Below are 18,916 nucleotides of genomic sequence, written 5' to 3' on the forward strand. Positions count from 1 at the left end.
GGCACACGGCGGCGGGGCGTTCGGATGAACGCGTCGCCGTTTCCCTGAGGGCGGCGGTTTCCGCCGCCGTATCCGGTCACACAAGAAAGCAGGGCGCATGCACGCCCTCGGAGACCGCTGCGCGCTCGAATCGCGCGGCCCGTTTGGAGAGAGACATGCCCCAATCGCTTCCCGCCGAAGCGACGCTCGCGCACACGAGCGCTTCGGTATCCTCATCGACGTCCGAATCCGGCGACGCGCTGCTGTTCCGCAAGATCGCGTGGCGGATCGTCCCGTTCCTGTTCCTCTGCTACGTCGTGTCGTTCCTCGACCGCATCAACATCGGCTTCGCGCAGTTGCAGATGAAGCACGATCTCGGCTTCAGCGATGCGATGTACGGCCTCGGCGCCGCGGTGTTCTACGTCGGCTACGTGTTCTGCGAAGTGCCGAGCAACCTGCTGCTCGCGCGTTTCGGCGCGCGCCGCACGTTCACGCGGATCATGCTGCTGTGGGGCATCGCGTCGACGGGGATGATGTTCGTGTCGCAGCCGTCGCATTTCTACGTGCTGCGCTTCCTGCTCGGCGTGTTCGAAGCCGGCTTCTTCCCCGGCATCGTGCTGTACCTGACCTGGTGGTTCCCCGCGAACCGGCGCGCTGCGGCGATCTCGGTGTTCTTCGCGGGCGTCGCGGTGGCCGGCGTGCTCGGCGGCCTGATGTCGGGCTGGATCATGCGCGACATGAGCGGCGTGCTCGGGCTGCACGGCTGGCAATGGATGTTCGCGATCGAAGGCGCGCCGGCGATCCTGCTCGCGTTCGCCGCATTCACGTTCCTCGTCGACCGGCCGCAGGACGCCGCATGGCTCACGTCCGATGAAAAGGCGCGCGTCGCCGCGCTGTGCGCGGACGGCCGCGGGCACGGCGGCGCGCACGACGGGCGCAGCCTGGCGGCCGCGCTCGCGAACCCGCGCGTGTACCTGTTCGCGTTCATCTATTTCTCGCTGACCTGCGCATCGCTGACGCTCAACTTCTGGATGCCGCTGATGATCCGCGACTTCGGCGTGACCGACGTCGTCGCCGTGAGCCTCTACACGGTCGTGCCGAATGCGGTCGGTGCGGTCGGGCTGATCCTGATCGCGCGCCGCTCGGACCGCACCGGCGAGCGCCGCAAGCACTTCGCGTGCTGCACGATCGGCGGCGGGCTCGCGCTCGCGGCGCTGACGCTGCACCTGCACAGCTTTGCGGCGATGCTCGCGTGCCTGTCGATCGCGGCGACGCTGATCTTCGCCGCGCTGCCGATCTTCTGGGCCGTGCCGACCCGCTACCTGTCGGGCAACGCGGCCGCGGCCGGCATTGCGCTGATCAGCAGCATCGGGATCACGAGCGGTATCGTCAGCCCGTGGGTGATCGGGATCATTCGCACGCGCACGGGCAGCATGGATCTCGCCGTGTACCTGCTGGCCGCGCTGCTGGTCGCCAGCGGCATCGCGCTGATGCTCGGCGTGAAGGGCGGCGACGCGCTCGTACGAGCGGAAGCGCAACATTGATCGTGAGGTCGGGCGATCGGGTGGCTGGTGTTGTCGCCGTCCGGTTCGGCGCGGGTGGTCAGCACCGCTTCGGCTACGCCCGATACACCTCGATCCGGTTGCGGCCGCGATCCTTCGCGAGATAGAGCGCCTTGTCGGCGCGCGACAGCGACTGGTACGCGCCGAAGTCGGACTCGCGCATCGCGTCGATACCGATGCTGACGGTCAATTCGACCAGTTGGTTCTCATGCATGAGCCGCGCCAGCATCGCGCGTTGCTGCAGGCGCCGCGCAAACGCGATCGCCGTATCGAGGTCCGATCCCGGCAGCACGATCGCGAATTCCTCGCCGCCGATCCGGCCGACGATGCCGTCCGGCCCGGTTTCCGCGAGCAGCAGCCGCGCGAAATGCCGGAGCGCGCGGTCGCCGAGCGGATGGCCCCAGCGGTCGTTCAGCGCCTTGAAGTGATCGAGATCGAGCATCAGCACCGCGGCGGCCCGGCCGGTCGCGCGCACGCCGCGCAGCGCGGCTTCGCTTTGCCGCATGAACGCGTGGCGGTTCGACAGTTGCGTCAGGTGGTCGGTCGTCGCCATCCGCTGCAGTTCGGCCTCGATGCGCTTGCGCTCGGTCGCATCGGTGATGAAGCCGTGCCACACGGTGCCGCCGTCGGCCATGCGTTGCGGGCGCGCATCGCCTTCGCGCCAACGCAGGCCCTGGCCGGGCAGCAGCACGCGATATTCGAGGCGCCACGGCGTCAGTCGCGCGGACGATTCATGCAGCGATCGCCGATACGCAATCAGGTCGGCCGGATGGATCCGCATCTCGACCGCCCCCGCGTTGCGGGCGATCTGCTCGGGCGTGAGTTCGTAGATGTCGCGGATACCCGCACTCGCATAGGTAAAGGTGCGGCGCCCGTCGGCCGCCTGCCGTAGCTGGAACACGAGCCCGGGAACCTGGTCGGTGAGATTCGTGACGAGCGCGGCCGAGTCGCGCAGCCGCGCGGCGAGTTCGCGCAGCGCCGTGATGTCGGTGGTCGTGCCGACCATGCGCAGCGCGCGGCCGTTGCCGTCGCGGCTGATCACCTTGCCGCGGCTGCGGATCCATTTGTACGTGCCGTCCTTGCAGCGGATGCGGTGCTCGACCTCGTAGCTGTCGGTCCGGCGCTCGAAGTGCGCGAGCATGGCCGCCTTCACGTCGTCGGTATCGTCCGGATGCAGCCGTTCGTACGCATCCTCGATCCGGCAGCTCAGCTCATGCGGCGCGTAGCCGAGCATCGCCTTCCAGGTCGGCGAGTAATGGATCTCGCCCGTTTCCACGTTGCGATCCCACACGCCGGTGCCGCTTTCGGTCAGCGCGAGCGTCGTCAGCGTGCTGTGTTCCTCGACGATGCCGAGCCGTTCGCGCAACGCGGCTTCCGCGATGGCGCGGGCGAACGCGCGTTCCGCGAGCGACGCGAGGTCGTGCAGGAATGCGCGTTGGTTGGCGTCGAGTGCCAGGCCGGTGTAGGCGGCGAGGCACAGCGAGCCTGGCGCGGTGCCGTCGGGCGCGGCCAGTTCGCAGGCTGCGACGACCTGCGGCGTGTGAAACGGGCCGTTGCCCACGTCGGGCACGACGAGTCGTCCACCGGCAGGCGAATCTCGCTCGACGCTTGGCGCGAAGGTATCCGGCGGAAGCGTTTCGGGGAGCGTCCCATCGGACGCCAGCAAGCATTGCGCGCCGGCTTGCGCGCGTGCGACGAACGCGCCGGCCGTGCCGAAATGCGCGCGCGCCACGCGGCATACGGTTTCGAGTTCGGGGAGCGGCGGAAGATCCGGCGGATGGTCGGCCGATATGCGCGGGGAAACAGGCGGGGAGACGGGCATGCTGCCGGTCTCGGTGGTGAACATACGAAACCGCATGGTCGAATTCCGCAACGGTCGATTGCCCGGATGATCGGACGGATTGCGCCCGATATGGCGCTGCTTCGGAAACTGCAGCGGTAGAGCTTACTGTTGAGCAAAATCCAAGGCAAGCGGGCGGGAATCGGCGTTCCATGTCACCTATTTACGCCGCTGGGGAAAGAATCCCCGGCGGCATCCCGGCGCGCCGGCGCCGGGCTTTTCGTCAGACGAACGATCGCATCAATCCGCGTCCGGAAATGCGTCGCCGAACATCGGATGGCCGCCGGCCGATTCGGCGCGCGTCGCCTCGTTCTGCAGCACGTCCCAGTGCTCGACCAGCTTGCCGCCCTCGATCCGCAGGATATCGATTGCGATCAGCGCGACGGGGCTTGCCGAGTTCGTGTACCGGCTGTGCACCCACACGAAGTCGCCGTTGGCGGCGACCCTGTCGAATTCGAAACGCAGGTCGGGCATCGAATCGACGAGGCCGAACAGCCCGTCGCGGCCGGCCGGAACGAGCCGGCTGTGCTGCACGTAATCGTTGGCCCAGAATTGCGCGGCGCGCTCGTAGTCTTTCCGGTTGAACAGCGTATCCAGCGCTTCGAGGACGAAGGCCGTGTTTTTCTCTTCCAGTGCGGTCGTCATGATGTGTGCTCCGATGACGGGTTTCCCGGGCGACGTCATTCGACCGGAATCGGGTTGTCCACGATGAATTGGTTGAATTGTTCGACGAATGCGTGCTCGTTCGGCCCGGCGTTGTCGCGCAACGGCCTGGCCGCGTCGACGACGACTTCCGTCGTCGCGGTTTCGAGCAGCACCAGCGTTTCGGCGACGAACGCGTCGACCGGCATCGCGCGCGGGTCGCCGCTCTTGTGCACGAGATCGGTGTCGACCCACGGCGGCGCGATTTCGAGCACGCGCACGCTGGTGTCGCGCAGCGCGAAGCGCTGCGACAGCGTGTAGGAGTGAATCGCGGCCTTCGTTGCCGAATAGAGCGCCGTCGCCGCGAGCGGCACATACGCGAGCACCGAGCTGTTGTTGATGATCGTCGCATCGGGTTGCCGCTTCAGGTGCTCGACGAACGCCGCGCTGACGCGCACCGGGCCAAGCAGGTTGGTATCGACGAGGCGAACGGCTTGTGCGTCGTCGAGCGGGCCGCTCGCATCGTCGAACGGCATGATGCCCGCGTTGTTGATCACGACGTTCAGCGCCGGATAGCTGGCGATCAACCGGGCGGCGACCGCGCGAATCTGCGCGCCGTCGCCGACATCGAGTTCGACCGTGTCGATATTCGGGTGCTGCCGCGCGATCTCGTCGAGCAGCGCCTTGCGCCGGCCGGCGACGATCACCTGGTTGCCGCGCCGCTCGAGCGCGATCGCGAGCGCGCGGCCGATGCCGGAGGTGCCGCCGGTGATGAAAACGGTATTGCCGCTGAGTTTCATGATGGGTGCTCCATTTGTCTGATCGGATCGGGGAGAAGCGAAAACAGGAATCAGCGCGCCGCGTAGCGCGGCGCCGGCGTATCGGTCGACAGGTGCGGCGCCATCGTCTGGCGCGCGGCCTCGTACGCATCCCATTCGTCGGCCGCGTGCAGCGACGGAATCGTCACGAGTTCGCCGCGATCGAAGCCGACCAACGCCGCGTCGACCATGTCGGGCGCCGGCATCACGATTTCCTTCGGCAGGTGCTCGAGCGGCAGGCCGCCCGTCTGCCAGAAATCGGTGGCCGTCGCGCCGGGCAGCACGGCCTGCACCTGCACGCCCTTGCCGGCGAGCTCGTGGTGCAGCGACTGGCTGAACGCGAGCACGAATGCCTTGCTGCCGCCGTACACGCCGTTCAGTGTTTCCGGCGAGATCGCGACGATCGACGAAATGTTGATCACCGCGCCGCGGCCACGGGCGACGAAGCCGGGCACGGCTGCATAGGTGAGGCGCGTGAGCGCGGTCACGTTCAGGTCGATCATCCGCGTCATCGCGTCGGCGTCGCTGTCGAGCAGCGGGGCGTGCGTGCCGACACCCGCGTTGTTCACGAGCAGCGTGATGCTCGCGTCCTGCTTCAGCTTCGTTTCGACGGCGGCGAGCGCCGCGCGGTCGTTGAGGTCCGCGTCGACGATCTCGACGCTGCGCCGCGTGTCATTCGTGATGCGCTCGGCGAGGGCGGCCAGCCGGTCGCGATTGCGCGCGACCAGGATCAGGTCGTAGCCGCGGCGCGCGAGCCGGTCCGCGTAGATCGCGCCGATGCCCGACGACGCGCCGGTAATGAGGGCGGTACCGCGATGTGCTTGAGTCATGATGTCGCTCCGTGTCGATGAAGTTGGCCGAATGGCGTGAATGCATTCTGGCTTCGAATCGCTGCGACACAAATGACGTAGATGGGTATGATTCAGGACATCGGGCCACACGCCCGCCCGGACTGGAGAGCACGCATGCACCGAATCGGCTTTCTGATCAGCGACGGTTTTCAGATCATGGCGCTCGCCGCGCAGTCGGTGTTCGAGTACGCGAACATGGGCGCGGGCGAGCCGTTCTACGTGATGGACAACTATTCGGTCGATGGCGGCGACGTGCGCTCGTCGCTCGGGCTGTCGGTCGCCACGCGCGCGCTGCGCGGGCGGATCGCCGTCGATACGTGGATCGTCGCGGGCGTCAACGATCCGCTCGCTGCGCCGGCGCCGGCCGGCGTGGTTGCGTTCCTGCGCCGCACGAACGCGCGCGCACGGCGGATCGCCGGCATCTGCACGGGCGCGTTCGTGCTGGCGGAGGCCGGGCTGCTCGCGCAGCGCCGCGCGACGACGCACTGGGCGTTCGGCCGCGACATGCAGCGGCACTACCCGGAGATTCGTGTCGAGGAAGACCGGATCTACATCGTCGACGGTCCGATCTGGACGTCGGCCGGGATGACGGCCGGCCTCGACCTCGCGCTCGCGATGGTGGAAAAGGATCTCGGCGCCGATGCCGCGCGCTCGGTCGCGCACAAGCTCGTGATGCACCAGCGCCGGGCCGGCGGGCAGTCGCAGCATTCGGAAATGCTGGATCTCGCGCCGAAATCCGACCGGATCCAGAACGCGCTGAACTACGCGCGGCAGAACCTCGGCCGCGCGCTGACCGTCGAGGATCTGGCCGATGCCGTCCACCTGAGCCCTCGGCAGTTCAGCCGCGTGTTTACGCTCGAAACGGGGCAGTCGCCCGCGAAGGCGATCGAGCGGCTGCGGCTCGAAGCCGCGCGGCTGATGATCGAACAGAGCCGGCATCCGCTCGACGTGATCGCGAAGGAGAATGGGTTTCGCGATCGCCGACACATGCGCGAGGCGTTCGTGCGCGGGTTTGGTGTGCCGCCGCAGGCGATGCGGCGCGATGCGCGCGGATGATCGGGGAGGTCGGTAGGGCGGTGGTCGGCGCGGGTAGGGGTGGGTGGGCGAATGGGCTTGGCTTGGGTGGGGGCGAGGGCTGTTGACGGTTGAATCCGCAGCCAATGGCTGTCAGTCGCCAGGACCCCCCTGCGGTTTGCCGCACCCCTTCGATTACACTCAGCCGTGGCCTAAACAGAACGAGGATCGGTTTGCATAGGTGCTCACCATGCCGTGCCGGACGTGGACAACCCTCACGCCCCGCACTGCTGCACAATTGAGATGCAGGCGGAATCCGTTAAGCGTACCTGTTCAGTACGTTTTGCCGATGTGCCTCATCGCCTTATCAAGATACTTATTGAAGGCTATCGCTGAGATGGCGGAGCAGCCCGAAGTTCGATGGTGCGTAGGCCGACGAGCGGTCGCTTGCGGCCATTAGCCGCCGTCAGCGTACAACAACGACAAGACATCCGAGAGGCAGCTCGACCACCGATAGCGGACTGCCAAGCAGTCAGCGACGACAGCCTATATGTTTCATTTCATGCCGGGGTCCGTCGCGCCTTGACGAAGCGCATTCGCAACGACGACGAAAGCCGGAGTGGGTTGTCGGCGGCTCGGATAGTACAGATGGAAGCCCGAAAATGATGGGCACCAGTCAGACAGCACCCGTAGAAGCTGTCCGTTTTCGAGTTGCGATAACACACGTTGCTCCGGAACGAAGGCAAGACCGACGCCTGCGAGCGCGGCTTTCACTGCCATCGTTGCCGTGTTGAACACGAGTTGCCCTTCGACGCGCACGTTCAGTTCGCGTCCGCCTTTTCTGAACTCCCACGCATATATTCCACCGGCCGTCGGTAGCCGGATGTTGATGCAGTTGTGCGCGGTCAAGTCCTGCGGCGTCTTGGGCTTCATGTGCGTTGCGAAATACTCCGGCGTACCGACCACCGCCATTCGCACATCGGGCCCGATGCGAACGGCGACCATATCTTTGGCAACCTGTTCACCAAGGCGTACACCTGCATCGAGCCTCTCCTCGACGATGTCGGTGAGTCCATTGTCGATGACGATTTCTATCGTGATGTCCGGGTAGTTAGGCAACAGCCGCAAGATCACCGGCCACAAAAGCAGTTCCGCTGCATGCTCTCCCGCGGCGATGCGGACGACGCCCGCAGGCGTATCACGCAAAGCGGTGAGCGCGCTCAGTTCGGCCTCGATCTCGTCCAGGTGGGGACCGACCGACTGTATCAGCCGTTCGCCAGCTTGCGTCGGCGAGATCTTGCGAGTGGTCCTGGTTAAAAGCCGCAGGCCGAGCCGCGACTCCAGATTGCGCACAGTCTGACTGAGCGCCGACTGCGAGACGCAGAGCTTTGCGGCTGCTTTCGTGAAGCTGCCCTCACGTGCGACAGCCAGGAATGCGGTGATATCGGAAAGATTAGAGCGCGTCATTTATAAGCCTACCTTCTAGCTTCATGCGGATTTTAGCTCTTAATAGCATGAAGCCGCGCTGCTACATTGAAAGCCAAGGCAATTACCGCAAAGGAACGCTCGTGCAGATCAGGAAATGCGGATCGCAGCCGTCCGCGAAGGGGCCGGCTGAATACTTCACAGGAACGGTCAGGATCGATACGCCGTTTTCAGGCGAGGAGCCGGCCCGAATCGGCGGGGCGACCGTCACCTTCGAGCCAGGCGCACGGACTGCATGGCATACGCATCCGCTGGGTCAGACGCTGATCGTAATTGCCGGCCTTGGCTGGGTGCAGCGCGACGGCGGTCCCGTCGAAACGATCCGACCGGGTGACATCGTCTGGATCGCCCCAGGTGAAAAGCACTGGCACGGTGCGACGGCGACGACGGCCATGACGCACATCGCCATCGCTGAATCGCAGAACGGCGGTCCCGTCACGTGGATGGAGAAGGTCACCGACAAGCAATACCAGGTTGGCCCGGCCACGCTGGACAAATGATGCGCTTGAATGATGAGGACACGCACTGTTGAAAAGAGCATGCTCGAAGCGTCCGCTATCGGTCCCAGCTGCTTGGGTCTTAGCTATCGCTATGGTCCCGTCGTCCAAGACTGAAGCAAGCAAGCTGATCCGCACCGCGTTTGAACGCGGCGTGACGTTCTTCGATATCGCAGCATTCTCGACCCTTACCGGGATTCGGCTGCGTTGATCGAGGTATCCGATCTCGACTATACGATCTTTCGGCCAGGCTGGTTCACCCGAGAGCCGCAAGGGCCGTACACCATCACGCACAAGGGTGAGCCGTTCCGGGGTCACGCTATTTCGCTCGACAGCCTGTCAGGGTTGATCGTAAAGATCGCGACCACGCCCTGCCTCTACATTCGCAACAGCATCGGCGTCAGCGATCGCTAAACAGAAAGAAGGACATCATGCAGAAAGTCATCGTTGTAATCGGGCCTGGATCAATTGGGCAAGCGATCGCGCGCCGGGTCGGTGCCGGCAAGCATCTTCTGCTCGCTGATCTGCGACAGGAAAACGCGGAAGCGGCGGCAAAGACATTGAGCGAAGCCGGGTTCGAGGTAACCACGACATCCGTCGATATCTCATCGCGCGCGTCCATCGAAACCCTCGTTTCAAAAGCAACGTCGCTCGGAGAAGTTCACGGCCTTATCCATGCGGCGGGCGTCTCGCCGTCGCAAGCCTCAGTCGAAACGATTCTGAAGGTCGATCTCTACGGCACCGCGGTCATTCTTGAAGAGTTCGGTAAGGTGATCGCCGAGGGCGGTTCCGGGGTTGTCATTGCATCACAGTCAGGACACCGGCTGCCGCCGCTATCGACCGACGATAACAAGGCGCTGGCGACAACGCCCGTCGAGGACTTGCTAAAGCTGCCTTTGCTTCAGCTCGATCAGGTCAAAGATTCGCTGCACGCCTACCAACTGTCGAAGCGCGGCAACGCGCTGCGCGTGATGTACGAGGCCGTTCGTTGGGGCAAGAGGGGTGCGCGCGTCAACACGATCAGCCCCGGGATCATCATTACGCCGCTTGCGAAAGATGAATTGTCCGGCCCGCGCGGAGAAGGGTATCGCCGCATGATTGACGGCTGCTCGGCAAAGCGCGCCGGCACACCCGACGAAGTCGGCAATGTCGCGGCGATGCTCATGGGGCCGGACGGCGGTTTCATAACCGGCAGTGACTTCCTGATGGATGGAGGCGTTACCGCTTCCTATTGGTTCGGGCCACTGGTTTCGCAGTAGCAATTGAACGGCGTGTCGTGCATTGAAAGCGGCCGTCGCCGGCTCACTACTATCTATGGCAGCTCCGGGCCGCAATCCGCCGGACGAAATTCCCCGAGCGTTGCGCGAATATCAGGCCCCGAAACAACGACCCATCCGACGCCGCGCAATCGCCGATACAGCGCATCGACACCGCCTGAGGCAATGACATCGATCAACCCGCAGCGAGCGATCTGGCCAGCACGCGCGTGTGCTCGGCGAGCCGCTCGGCAACGGGGCTCAGTGTCCGGTTCCTCAGCGTGATCAGCATCGTCGGGACAGTCCAGGTCGGCAGGTCGATCGGCAGCACCTTGACCCATTCCTGATCGGGGCCGAAGCGCGGCAGCGAGTGCGGCATGACCGTCACGAAACGCCCGGTGCGAAGCAACGTGCGCCGCAGGTTCAGCGATCCGGTCAGCACGCGGGCGGTCGGCGGAGCCGCGCCGATCGCCTGGTCCGGATCGGGAGCCGCAGCGAATGGCCTTGCAATCACCAGCCCGCAGAGTCGCTCGCGCGGGAAGTGGACCTGCAGCACGATCGCATCGCCCGATGCGACCGAGAAATCCGCTTTCTGACATCCGCCGATGCGACCGCGGTGTTGCGCAAGAAGGGGCTTGAGCGAACGACGCGATGACCGTCGCGCATCAACACGGTCAATCCCGACCATCCGATTCGCTAGTCGGCGACACGAAAGAAAACATCATCCTTTTTTCGTCGGTCCTGCACGCCCCGACGCATGATGCGCCGAAACTTTGCCGGGACCTGGCGGGTGGTTCTTCACGTGATCGATGAATGCGCGCAGCTTCGGCATGATCTGCCGGCGGCCTGGATAGTAGAGAAACACGCCCGGCCTGACCGGCGCGAACGGCTCCAGCACGTGCACCAGGGTGCCCGCTTTCAGCGCTTCCGCGACCAGGGGCTCAGGTAGCTGCGCGAGGCCCAGACCTTCGACGGCCGCACCCAGCAGGGTGGGAAAATCATGCGCGATAAACGGGCCCGATACGGCGACCTCGATCTCGTGGTCGTTGTCGTTGAATGACCACGGCGCGAGCGCACCGTTGGATCTCCGCCACCGCAAGCACGCATGTTCGCGCAGATCGTCCACGCGTTCGGGACGGCTGCGGCCTGCGAAGTAGGTCGGACTGCCGACGATGACGAGACGGAACGGGGGCGTGAGCGGCACCGCAACCATGTCGGCATCGACGAACTGGCCCAGGCGGATGCCGGCGTCGAACCCTTCCGCCGCGAGATCGACCAGCGCCTCGTTCGCGGCAATTTCGACTTCGATCTCGGGATACGCGCGGCAGAAGGATGCAATCAGCGGTTCCAGCAGGATCGGCACCACCGCGCGCGGCACCGAAAGGCGCAACAGTCCGGCGGGCCGCTGGCCGAGATCGCGGGCTACCTCGCTGGCGGCGACGAGCTCTTCGAACGCCGGCTTTGCACGCGACAGAAACCGTTCGCCGGCTTCCGTCAGGCCGACACTGCGCGTGGTGCGGATGAAGAGTGCGGCGCCAATGCGTTCTTCAAGCACTCGCACTGCCTGGCTGACGGCCGACGGCGTGACGCCGAGTTCGGCGGCGGCGCGGCGAAAACTGCGATGCTGGGCAACGCTGAGGAACGCTTCCACACCGTCGAGTGCGCCTTGCCTGACTGTGAAGTTTTGCTTCATGGCCCATCAACATTGTGATGAATAGTCGCTCGCCAGCGGCCATGGTACACCTACGCATGCAGACGAGGCGTCGCGCCGATTTCGGTACGCAAGCCCGGAACGGTCTGCTCGAAACCGTGGAGAAACCTCACCATGAACGATGCGCTTGATGGCGTGCGCGAGCACTATCGCGCGACCGGCCTGACCGAGCGGCTGAAAGCCGCACTCGCGGCGCTTGGACCGGAAGATCAACCGTTCGCGCCGCGGCACCTGGACGCCCTCGACCAGTTTCACACCCGCGGGCTGGCTGCCACCGACGAGCTTGCCGAATTGGCCGGGATCACCGCCGACATGGCGGTGCTGGACGTCGGTTCGGGCATCGGCGGGCCGGCTCGCGTTCTGGCTGCAACCCGCGGCTGCCGGGTGACGGGCATCGACCTCAGCGAGCCGTTCGTGGATGCCGCGCGCTATCTCGCGCAGCGCACCGGGCAGAGCGGGCAGGTGTCGTTTCGTACCGCCAGCGCGCTGGACCTTCCGTTCGACGACGGCTGTTTCGATGTCGTGTTGCTGCAGCATGTGGCGATGAACATCGCCGATCGCGCACGGCTTTACCGGGAGATCCGGCGCGTGCTGAAGCCGGACGGCAAATTCGCGACGTACGACGTCGTCGCAAACGGCAGCGAACTGCACTATCCTGTGCCGTGGGCGCGAACCCCGGCCACGAGCTTCCTGATGACGGCCGATGCAACACGCGAGGCAATCGAGGCAGCAGGTTTCCGCACGCTGACTTGGCAAGACGACACGGAGGCGGCAAAAGCGTGGACCGCCGAACGGCGCACGTCCGGGCCGCCGCCGTCGCCGAATCTCGGCATCGTGCTGGGGCCGGACTTCGCGCAACTGTTCGCGAACCTGGGACGCAATCTCGTCGAAGGCCGGGTCGGCATTCTCACTGCGGTGTTCGAGGCCGATGCGACGAATACCCGGAACCGCATGGAGGCCCGCTGATGACAGCCGCTCCTTTTCCTGCCGGTATCGTCCCGTCGCGTGCCGCCTGGCGCGGCCTGCTCTGGATCGTACCGTTGACGGCCTTGTGGATCGGCCTGATCTACTGGCAGCCGGCCATCCCGGCGAGCGGCGTTGCAGTCACCGCTCACCAACTGGCGGTCCATGCGGTCGTCGCGATCGGTTTATGGCTCGGCCTCGAACGCACCGGCCTGAAGCCGGGCCAACGCAGCACGACCTGGCTTGCAGTCATGATTCCGTACACGCTCTGGTTCGCTGTCGCGTGGAGCGCGGCCATCGATGGCACGTTCCGCGCGGGCTCGCCAGACTCGCCGCCTTTGCTGCCGTTGGCGATTGTTCTTCCGGTGCTGATCGGGGCGCCACTGTTGCTGTTGTCGAGGCGGGTCGGGCAGGTGCTCGATGCAATGCCGGCGACGTGGCTCGTCGCGATTCAGCTTTATCGCGTATTCGGCGGTTGGGCGCTTGCCGCGTGGCTGCATGGAGGGTTGCCCGGCGTGTTCGCGTTGCCGGCGGGAATCGGCGACGTGCTGACCGGCGTGTTCGCCGTACCGGCGGCAATTGCCGTCGCGACCGGCACGGCCGAGGGGCGGAAGGCGGCGATCATGTGGAACCTCTTCGGCCTCGCGGATTTCGCTATCGCGATCACGTTGGGAATGATCACGTCGCCCGGCCGGTTCCAGCTGATCGTGCCGAATGTGCCAAGCATCGGTGCCGGTGTTTATCCGGATGTGTTGACCCCGGCGTTCGTGGTGCCGACCTCGATCCTGCTGCACGCACTGTCGCTGCGCCAGTTGATCCGACGGTCCGCTGACTGAGCCCGTCCGGCGATGCGGCGCCGCCCCGACATTTTGATGCCGAGCCGAGCGTGCATGGCCCAATCGCCGAATCCGACCTCGCCCGACGTCAGCGCGTGACGAACGCCACCGCGTCGTCTGGCGCCGTCCGTGCATGCTTGCGCTGGCGCAGCAGCGCGACGCGGCAATTCTCGCGCGCGGTCTCGCGGCCGTCGTCGTCGAGCAGCACGAGATCGCCGCGCATCACGTTGAGCGTGATCACATCCTCGCCCGGCGCGCCGAGCGTTTCCGGCGTGTGCACCGAGCCGGCCGGTTCGAGCACCGTCGAGCCGGCCTGCGCGATCCAGTCGTACTCCAGGTAGCGCCACGCGCCCTGCAGCGTATGGACGAACACCTCGCCGTCGTGGCGATGGCGCGGCAGCGTGCCACCGGCCGGCATCTTCAGCAGCGCGGTCAGCGTGTCCTCGGCCGCATTGATGTGCAGGTACTTGATCGCCAACCCCGGCAGGTCGGCGCTCATCGGCAGCCACGGCAGCGCGTCGCCGGGCAGGCATGAGATCGGCGGCAGGTCGGTGGAAAGCGGGGCGGACGGCTGCGTCATGGCGGGAGGCGGAGCGGAAATGGGCAGCCCGCATTATCGCAGAGCCGGATCGCGCGGCTGAACGGCGGCGGTTCGCGTTCGTTTCCGATTCGCGCGCCTCCGCAGGCGTGTAGCCGTCGTGCGTCTATATATACAGTTAAACTGTACAGTTTTTCTGCATATGTGCTATCGTGGATTTCATGAACACGCCACCGTCACCCGCCGAAGCGCTCCCACTGGCCGGTCTCGCCGGCGAACTCCGCATCTCGGTCGGCAAGCTGATGCGGCGCATGCGGGAGCAGACCCACCCGAACGACCTCACGTCATCCCAGAAATCGGTATTGCTGCGGCTCGACCGCGACGGCCCCGCGACCGTGTCGGCGCTCGCGCGTGCCGAAAGCGTGCGACCGCAGTCGATGCGCGTGACGGTCGCGACGCTCGAGGCGTTGGGCGCCGTCAGCGGCGCTCCCGATCCGACCGACGGCCGGCAGACGCTGATCGCGCTCACGCCCGGTTTCCGCAAGGTGCTGCAGGCCAACCGCGCGGCCAAGGACGATTGGCTGTTTCGCGCGCTGCACGCGAAGTTGTCGGAACCGGAGCAGGCCGAACTCGCCGCGGCCGTGAAGCTGCTGCAGCGGCTCGCCGAATTCCAGGACCCGGCGCGCCCGTGAACCGCATCGACCCGCCCGCCGAAAGGACAGCCCGAACATGAACATGCTTCATCTCGTGTCGTACTTCTTCGGCGGCGCGTTTCTCGCGAACGCCGTGCCCCATCTCGTCAGCGGGCTGCGCGGCGAGCCGTTCCAGACGCCGTTCGCGAATCCGCCGGGCCGCGGGCTGTCGTCGTCCACCGTGAATGTCGTGTGGGGCGTCGTGAATCTCGCGATCGGCTATGCGCTGGTCGTCCGGGTCGGTGCTTTCGACCTGAAGGTCACGGCCGACGCGGCCGCTTTCGGCCTCGGCATCCTCGCGCTCGGCCTGTTTCTCGCGCGGCACTTCGGCGCGCTGCACGGCGGCAACGAGCCTGACCGGGAGCGGCCATGAGCGTGCCGGCGGCAGGGGTGTTCCGCTCGCTTCGCAGTTTCAACTATCGCGTGTGGGCGATCGGCGCGCTGGTGTCGAACATCGGCACGTGGATCCAGCGCACCGCGCAGGACTGGCTCGTCCTCACGCAGCTCACGCATCACGACGCGTCGGCGGTCGGCACGGTGATGGCGCTGCAGTTCGGGCCGCAGCTCCTGCTGTTGCCGTGGACCGGCTACGCGGCCGATCGCTTCGACCAGCGCAAGCTGCTGATGGTGACGCAGGGGCTGATGGGCGTGCTGGCGCTGGCGCTCGGCGCGCTGACCGTCACGGGCGTCGCGCGGCTCGAGCATGTGTACGTGTTCGCGTTCCTGTTCGGCTGCGCGTCGGCGTTCGACGCGCCCGTGCGGCAGACCTTCGTCGCGGAACTGGTCGGCGACGGCGAGCTGGCGAACGCGGTTGCGCTCAATTCGACGTCGTTCAATGCGGCGCGGATGATCGGCCCGGCAGCGGCCGGGTTCCTGATCGCGTCGATCGGCACGGGCTGGGCGTTTCTCGCCAACGGGCTCAGCTTCTTCGCGGTGCTGGCGTCGCTGTCGCTGCTCCGGGAAGGCGAATTGCGCACGAATGTGCGGGCGAGCCGCTCGCGCAGCGGCCTGCTCGACGGGTTCCGCTACGTGTGGCAGCGCGACGACCTGAAGGCGATCCTCGTGATGCTGTTCCTGATCGGCACGTTCGGGCTCAATTTCCAGCTGTTCATTTCGACGATGGCGGCCAGCGTGTTCCACGTCGACGCTCGCGGCTTCGGCGTGCTGTCGTCGTTGATGGCAGTCGGCACGGTTTCCGGCGCGCTGCTTGCGGCACGCCGCGAACGGCCGCACTTCCGGCATCTGTGGTTCGGCGCGGCGCTGTTCGGGCTCGGCTGCACGCTCGCCGCGCTGGCGCCGGGTTACTGGCTGTTTGGGGCCGCGCTCGTGCTGACCGGGATCGCCGCGATCACCTTTATGAACTCGACCAACAGCCTGATGCAACTGTCCACCGAGCCGGCGATGCGCGGCCGCGTGATGGCGCTGCGCCTCGCGGTCGCGCTCGGCGGCACGCCGATCGGCGCGCCGGTGGCGGGCTGGGTCGCGAACCATCTCGGCCCGCGCTGGGCGCTCGGCGTCGGTGCCGCGTCCGGTTTCGCGGCAGCGCTCGTCGCGACGCATTTCGTGCGGCGCAACCGGGACAAGCTTCGCGCGGGCGGAGCGGTCGATCAGGGCGACGGCGCGTGACGTGACAGGGCGGAGACGAAGGCGCGGCTGCGCCAGCCCGTCGCATATCAGGCGCGCGTGCAGGCCGGCCGATCATCCTGTCGAGCATTTCGCTCGCGCGATGCTGCACGGCGCGCCGCCGGGAACCAGATTCCCCGAATGAGCCGCCTACGCCGCCGGACGGGCCGCCGCATGCGCGGCTTCCAGGCACGACTGGAACAGCAGCGCGGCCCGCGACGGCCGCGGCGAGCGCCGCAGCAGGCTCACGAACCGGCACCGATAGTTGAACCGGTGCGGCGCGATCGGCTGCATCAGCCCCTTGTTTTCGAAGCTTTCCGCGTAATGGTCGGGCAGGAAGCCGAGATAACGGCCGGACAGGATCAGCGTCGCGATCGATTCCTGGTCCGACGCGGTCGCGCTGCGCGTGAGCTTCGCGCGATGGCTCAGTTCCATGTTCGGCGAATGGAAGCCGAGCCCTGCGAATGCATGGTTGCGGATCGTCGTCCACGTGAGCTTGCCGTGCGGCGCATCGTAAAGCGGATGCTGGCGGCCGCAATAGAGCAGCATCCGTTCGTCGAACAGCTCCGAATACACGAGGCTGCCCGAATTGCGGTGCGCGGGAATGATCCCGACCTGGTAGCTGCCGTCGATGATCCCGCGCTCGACCTCGTTGATCGACGCGACATGCAGGTTCAGCGCGACGTCGGGGGCCTCGTCCGTGAACTGGCGGATCGCGTCGCCGAGCCGCGCGTTTGCGTTGGTGGCCGTCTTGTCGAACACGGCGACGTGCAGTTCTCCGCCCATCCGCTCGTGAATACCGTCTATCCTGCTGCGAAAGGCCTCCATCGACGCGAGCAGCCGCAGCGTCTCCTCGTACACGGTCTGTCCCTCGGGCGTCAGCGTGAAGCCCGCGCGGCCGCGCCGACACAGTACGAGGCCGACGCGCGTTTCCAGATCCTTCACGTGCCGGCTGATCGTCGAGATGCCGATATTCAGTTCCAGTTCGGCCGCCGCCATCCCGCCGCACTGCACGACGCCCTTGAAGACCCGCAGCAGGCGGAGATCCATGTCGCTGAGCTGCCCGAGCAGCGCGCGGCTCTTCGGTTTCTTTGCTTGCATAGTTGCGCAAGTGAACATTGATATTGCGATATTGAAGAGACTAATTGGCCTCCCGACAATGCGCAACATCATCACAAGAAGGAGGGGCGCGCCGCGCCGACCGACATGACCGACATCACCACCGCGCAGCAGGACGAAACGACCATCCGCACCGACGCCGCGTGGCTCGACGCGCACTGGATGCCGTTCACCGCCAACCGCCAGTTCAAGGCCGATCCGCGCATGATCGTGTCGGGCCAGGGCGCGTATTACACGGATGCCGAAGGCCGCAAGATCTTCGACGGCCTGTCGGGTCTGTGGTGCACGGGCCTCGGTCACGGCCGCACGGAAATCGTCGAGGCCGTGAGCCGCCAGGTCGCGCAGCTCGACTACGCGCCGGCGTTCCAGTTCGGCCACCCGAAGTCGTTCGAGCTTGCGAACAAGATCAAGGACCTGACGCCGGCCGGCCTCGACTACGTGTTCTTCACGGGTTCGGGCTCGGAAGCGGCCGACACGTCGCTGAAGCTGGCCCGCGCGTACTGGCGGGCGAAGGGCAAGGGCACGAAGACGCGCCTGATCGGCCGCGAGAAGGGCTACCACGGCGTGAACTTCGGCGGTATCTCGGTCGGCGGGATCGGGCCGAACCGCAAGCTGTTCGGCCAGGGCCTCGACGCCGATTTCCTGCCGCACACGCAACTCGCCGAGAACAAGTTCTCGCGCGGGATGCCCGAACACGGCGCGGAGCTGGCCGACCGCTTGCTCGACCTGATCGCGCTGCACGACGCATCGAACATCGCGGCCGTGATCGTCGAGCCGTTCTCCGGTTCGGCGGGCGTGGTCGTGCCGCCGAAGGGCTATTTGAAGCGGCTGCGCGACATCTGTACCGCGCACGACATCCTGCTGATTTTCGACGAGGTCATCACGGGCTTCGGCCGTGCCGGCGCGATGACGGGCGCCGACGCGTTCGGTGTGACGCCGGACATCCTGAACTTCGCGAAGCAGGTGACGAACGGCGTTCAACCGCTCGGCGGCGTGGTCGCGACGAAGGAAATCTACGACACGTTCATGGCGGCAGGCGGCCCCGAGTACATGCTCGAGTTCCCGCACGGCTACACGTATTCGGCGCATCCGGTCGCGTGCGCGGCCGGCGTCGCGGCGCTCGACCTGCTCGTGAAGGAAGACGCGGTGGCCCGCGTGCGCGATCTCGCGCCGCATTTCGAGGCGGCCGTGCATGGTCTGAAGGGCCAGCGCCACATCGCGGACATCCGCAACTACGGCCTCGCGGCCGGCCTGACGATCGCGGCGCTGCCGGGCGAACCGGCACGGCGCCCGTACGAGATCGCGATGCGCTGCTGGGCGAAGGGCTTCTACGTGCGCTACGGCGGCGACACGATCCAGCTCGCGCCGCCGTTCATCTCCGAGAAGCGCGAGATCGACAACCTGGTCAACGCGCTGTCCGACGCGCTGAACGAAGTGGACTGAGCCGCGGTCCGCCCCCAGGCGACAACCGAATTCACGAAAGAGCCAGA

General features: G+C 66.1%; 20 protein-coding genes. 11 read left to right on the forward strand and 9 right to left on the reverse strand.

Features of this window, described 5'->3' with window-relative positions; all coding sequences use genetic code 11:
- Positions 1–155: 155 nt before the first annotated feature.
- A complete protein-coding gene (locus OEJ37_RS19680; protein ID WP_263345165.1) occupies positions 156–1,523 on the forward strand; it encodes an MFS transporter in 1,368 nt (455 codons plus the stop codon).
- A 73-nt stretch (positions 1,524–1,596) separates the two neighbouring features.
- Here OEJ37_RS19680 and OEJ37_RS19685 read toward each other — a convergent pair whose 3' ends face one another.
- The 4 genes from OEJ37_RS19685 to OEJ37_RS19700 form a co-directional block, all read right to left on the reverse strand.
- On the reverse strand, positions 1,597–3,363 hold the full coding sequence (locus tag OEJ37_RS19685; RefSeq protein ID WP_263345166.1) for a sensor domain-containing diguanylate cyclase: 1,767 nt from the start codon (positions 3,361–3,363) through the stop codon (positions 1,597–1,599).
- Between the two features lie 258 nt (positions 3,364–3,621).
- Positions 3,622–4,026, reverse strand: coding sequence for a nuclear transport factor 2 family protein (locus tag OEJ37_RS19690; protein WP_174418013.1), 405 nt, complete (start codon positions 4,024–4,026; stop codon positions 3,622–3,624).
- Between the two features lie 35 nt (positions 4,027–4,061).
- On the reverse strand, positions 4,062–4,823 hold the full coding sequence (locus tag OEJ37_RS19695) for an SDR family oxidoreductase (protein ID WP_263345167.1): 762 nt from the start codon (positions 4,821–4,823) through the stop codon (positions 4,062–4,064).
- Positions 4,824–4,873: 50 nt separating this feature from the next.
- Positions 4,874–5,671 (reverse strand): SDR family NAD(P)-dependent oxidoreductase, encoded by a 798-nt coding sequence (locus OEJ37_RS19700; RefSeq protein WP_263345168.1) that lies wholly within the window; start codon positions 5,669–5,671, stop codon positions 4,874–4,876.
- A 135-nt stretch (positions 5,672–5,806) separates the two neighbouring features.
- On the opposite strand from OEJ37_RS19700, the gene OEJ37_RS19705 reads away from it, so the two are divergent.
- Entirely contained in the window at positions 5,807–6,748 is a 942-nt protein-coding gene (locus OEJ37_RS19705; protein WP_263345169.1) for a GlxA family transcriptional regulator, read from the forward strand.
- A 513-nt stretch (positions 6,749–7,261) separates the two neighbouring features.
- On the opposite strand, the gene OEJ37_RS19710 is transcribed toward OEJ37_RS19705, so the two are convergent.
- A complete protein-coding gene (locus OEJ37_RS19710) occupies positions 7,262–8,173 on the reverse strand; it encodes a LysR family transcriptional regulator (RefSeq protein WP_263345170.1) in 912 nt (303 codons plus the stop codon).
- Between the two features lie 47 nt (positions 8,174–8,220).
- Here OEJ37_RS19710 and OEJ37_RS19715 point away from each other — a divergent pair, with 47 nt between their 5' ends.
- The 3 genes from OEJ37_RS19715 (at position 8,221) to OEJ37_RS19725 (ending at position 9,947) form a co-directional block, all read left to right on the forward strand.
- On the forward strand, positions 8,221–8,691 hold the full coding sequence (locus OEJ37_RS19715; protein ID WP_263345171.1) for a cupin domain-containing protein: 471 nt from the start codon (positions 8,221–8,223) through the stop codon (positions 8,689–8,691).
- Between the two features lie 204 nt (positions 8,692–8,895).
- A complete protein-coding gene (locus tag OEJ37_RS19720) occupies positions 8,896–9,102 on the forward strand; it encodes an NAD(P)H-binding protein (RefSeq protein WP_263345172.1) in 207 nt (68 codons plus the stop codon).
- A 17-nt stretch (positions 9,103–9,119) separates the two neighbouring features.
- Positions 9,120–9,947: an SDR family oxidoreductase gene (locus tag OEJ37_RS19725; RefSeq protein ID WP_263345173.1), complete on the forward strand. Its 828-nt coding sequence runs from the start codon at positions 9,120–9,122 to the stop codon at positions 9,945–9,947.
- A gap of 193 nt (positions 9,948–10,140) precedes the next feature.
- On the opposite strand, the gene OEJ37_RS19730 is transcribed toward OEJ37_RS19725, so the two are convergent.
- Together OEJ37_RS19730 and OEJ37_RS19735 are read right to left on the reverse strand one after the other, a co-directional pair.
- Entirely contained in the window at positions 10,141–10,500 is a 360-nt protein-coding gene (locus OEJ37_RS19730) for a hypothetical protein (RefSeq protein ID WP_174418019.1), read from the reverse strand.
- A gap of 165 nt (positions 10,501–10,665) precedes the next feature.
- A complete protein-coding gene (locus tag OEJ37_RS19735; RefSeq protein WP_263345174.1) occupies positions 10,666–11,637 on the reverse strand; it encodes a LysR family transcriptional regulator in 972 nt (323 codons plus the stop codon).
- A gap of 132 nt (positions 11,638–11,769) precedes the next feature.
- Between OEJ37_RS19735 and OEJ37_RS19740 the strand changes: the two genes are divergently transcribed.
- A complete protein-coding gene (locus tag OEJ37_RS19740) occupies positions 11,770–12,621 on the forward strand; it encodes a class I SAM-dependent methyltransferase (protein WP_263345175.1) in 852 nt (283 codons plus the stop codon).
- Positions 12,621–13,454, forward strand: coding sequence for an MFS transporter (locus OEJ37_RS19745; RefSeq protein WP_263345176.1), 834 nt, complete (start codon positions 12,621–12,623; stop codon positions 13,452–13,454). Before OEJ37_RS19740 ends, OEJ37_RS19745 begins: the two co-directional genes overlap by 1 nt.
- An 88-nt stretch (positions 13,455–13,542) precedes the next feature.
- Here the strand turns inward: OEJ37_RS19745 and OEJ37_RS19750 are convergent, their stop codons facing one another.
- Entirely contained in the window at positions 13,543–14,034 is a 492-nt protein-coding gene (locus OEJ37_RS19750; RefSeq protein WP_174418023.1) for a 2,4'-dihydroxyacetophenone dioxygenase family protein, read from the reverse strand.
- A 179-nt stretch (positions 14,035–14,213) separates the two neighbouring features.
- On the opposite strand from OEJ37_RS19750, the gene OEJ37_RS19755 reads away from it, so the two are divergent.
- From OEJ37_RS19755 to OEJ37_RS19765, 3 genes are read left to right on the forward strand one after another with little or no spacing between them, the layout of a single operon-like run.
- Positions 14,214–14,684 (forward strand): MarR family winged helix-turn-helix transcriptional regulator, encoded by a 471-nt coding sequence (locus OEJ37_RS19755; protein WP_263345177.1) that lies wholly within the window; start codon positions 14,214–14,216, stop codon positions 14,682–14,684.
- Between the two features lie 37 nt (positions 14,685–14,721).
- Entirely contained in the window at positions 14,722–15,057 is a 336-nt protein-coding gene (locus OEJ37_RS19760; protein ID WP_175917940.1) for a hypothetical protein, read from the forward strand.
- On the forward strand, positions 15,054–16,310 hold the full coding sequence (locus OEJ37_RS19765; RefSeq protein ID WP_174418026.1) for an MFS transporter: 1,257 nt from the start codon (positions 15,054–15,056) through the stop codon (positions 16,308–16,310). Before OEJ37_RS19760 ends, OEJ37_RS19765 begins: the two co-directional genes overlap by 4 nt.
- 147 nt (positions 16,311–16,457) lie before the next feature.
- On the opposite strand, the gene OEJ37_RS19770 is transcribed toward OEJ37_RS19765, so the two are convergent.
- Positions 16,458–17,408 carry a LysR family transcriptional regulator gene (locus OEJ37_RS19770; RefSeq protein WP_174418027.1) on the reverse strand — a complete coding sequence of 317 codons (951 nt, stop codon included), beginning with the start codon at positions 17,406–17,408 and terminating at the stop codon, positions 16,458–16,460.
- A 105-nt stretch (positions 17,409–17,513) separates the two neighbouring features.
- On the opposite strand from OEJ37_RS19770, the gene OEJ37_RS19775 reads away from it, so the two are divergent.
- Positions 17,514–18,869, forward strand: a complete 1,356-nt coding sequence (locus OEJ37_RS19775) for an aspartate aminotransferase family protein (RefSeq protein ID WP_263345178.1) — start codon at positions 17,514–17,516, stop codon at positions 18,867–18,869.
- Positions 18,870–18,916 lie beyond the last annotated feature (47 nt).

The sequence above is a fragment of the Burkholderia sp. BKH01 genome (genome assembly GCF_025685725.1).
Lineage (GTDB): Bacteria > Pseudomonadota > Gammaproteobacteria > Burkholderiales > Burkholderiaceae > Burkholderia > Burkholderia pyrrocinia_C.

What these genes read in the sequence shown, in the direction of transcription:
- OEJ37_RS19680 (WP_263345165.1), top strand. Translation starts at nt 156, where the DNA reads ATGCCCCAATCGCTTCCCGCCGAAGCGACGCTCGCGCACACGAGCGCT.
- OEJ37_RS19685 (WP_263345166.1), bottom strand. Translation starts at nt 3,363, where the DNA reads ATGCCCGTCTCCCCGCCTGTTTCCCCGCGCATATCGGCCGACCATCCG.
- OEJ37_RS19690 (WP_174418013.1), bottom strand. Translation starts at nt 4,026, where the DNA reads ATGACGACCGCACTGGAAGAGAAAAACACGGCCTTCGTCCTCGAAGCG.
- OEJ37_RS19695 (WP_263345167.1), bottom strand. Translation starts at nt 4,823, where the DNA reads ATGAAACTCAGCGGCAATACCGTTTTCATCACCGGCGGCACCTCCGGC.
- OEJ37_RS19700 (WP_263345168.1), bottom strand. Translation starts at nt 5,671, where the DNA reads ATGACTCAAGCACATCGCGGTACCGCCCTCATTACCGGCGCGTCGTCG.
- OEJ37_RS19705 (WP_263345169.1), top strand. Translation starts at nt 5,807, where the DNA reads ATGCACCGAATCGGCTTTCTGATCAGCGACGGTTTTCAGATCATGGCG.
- OEJ37_RS19710 (WP_263345170.1), bottom strand. Translation starts at nt 8,173, where the DNA reads ATGACGCGCTCTAATCTTTCCGATATCACCGCATTCCTGGCTGTCGCA.
- OEJ37_RS19715 (WP_263345171.1), top strand. Translation starts at nt 8,221, where the DNA reads ATGAAGCCGCGCTGCTACATTGAAAGCCAAGGCAATTACCGCAAAGGA.
- OEJ37_RS19725 (WP_263345173.1), top strand. Translation starts at nt 9,120, where the DNA reads ATGCAGAAAGTCATCGTTGTAATCGGGCCTGGATCAATTGGGCAAGCG.
- OEJ37_RS19735 (WP_263345174.1), bottom strand. Translation starts at nt 11,637, where the DNA reads ATGAAGCAAAACTTCACAGTCAGGCAAGGCGCACTCGACGGTGTGGAA.
- OEJ37_RS19740 (WP_263345175.1), top strand. Translation starts at nt 11,770, where the DNA reads ATGAACGATGCGCTTGATGGCGTGCGCGAGCACTATCGCGCGACCGGC.
- OEJ37_RS19745 (WP_263345176.1), top strand. Translation starts at nt 12,621, where the DNA reads ATGACAGCCGCTCCTTTTCCTGCCGGTATCGTCCCGTCGCGTGCCGCC.
- OEJ37_RS19750 (WP_174418023.1), bottom strand. Translation starts at nt 14,034, where the DNA reads ATGACGCAGCCGTCCGCCCCGCTTTCCACCGACCTGCCGCCGATCTCA.
- OEJ37_RS19755 (WP_263345177.1), top strand. Translation starts at nt 14,214, where the DNA reads ATGAACACGCCACCGTCACCCGCCGAAGCGCTCCCACTGGCCGGTCTC.
- OEJ37_RS19760 (WP_175917940.1), top strand. Translation starts at nt 14,722, where the DNA reads ATGAACATGCTTCATCTCGTGTCGTACTTCTTCGGCGGCGCGTTTCTC.
- OEJ37_RS19765 (WP_174418026.1), top strand. Translation starts at nt 15,054, where the DNA reads ATGAGCGTGCCGGCGGCAGGGGTGTTCCGCTCGCTTCGCAGTTTCAAC.
- OEJ37_RS19770 (WP_174418027.1), bottom strand. Translation starts at nt 17,408, where the DNA reads ATGCAAGCAAAGAAACCGAAGAGCCGCGCGCTGCTCGGGCAGCTCAGC.
- OEJ37_RS19775 (WP_263345178.1), top strand. Translation starts at nt 17,514, where the DNA reads ATGACCGACATCACCACCGCGCAGCAGGACGAAACGACCATCCGCACC.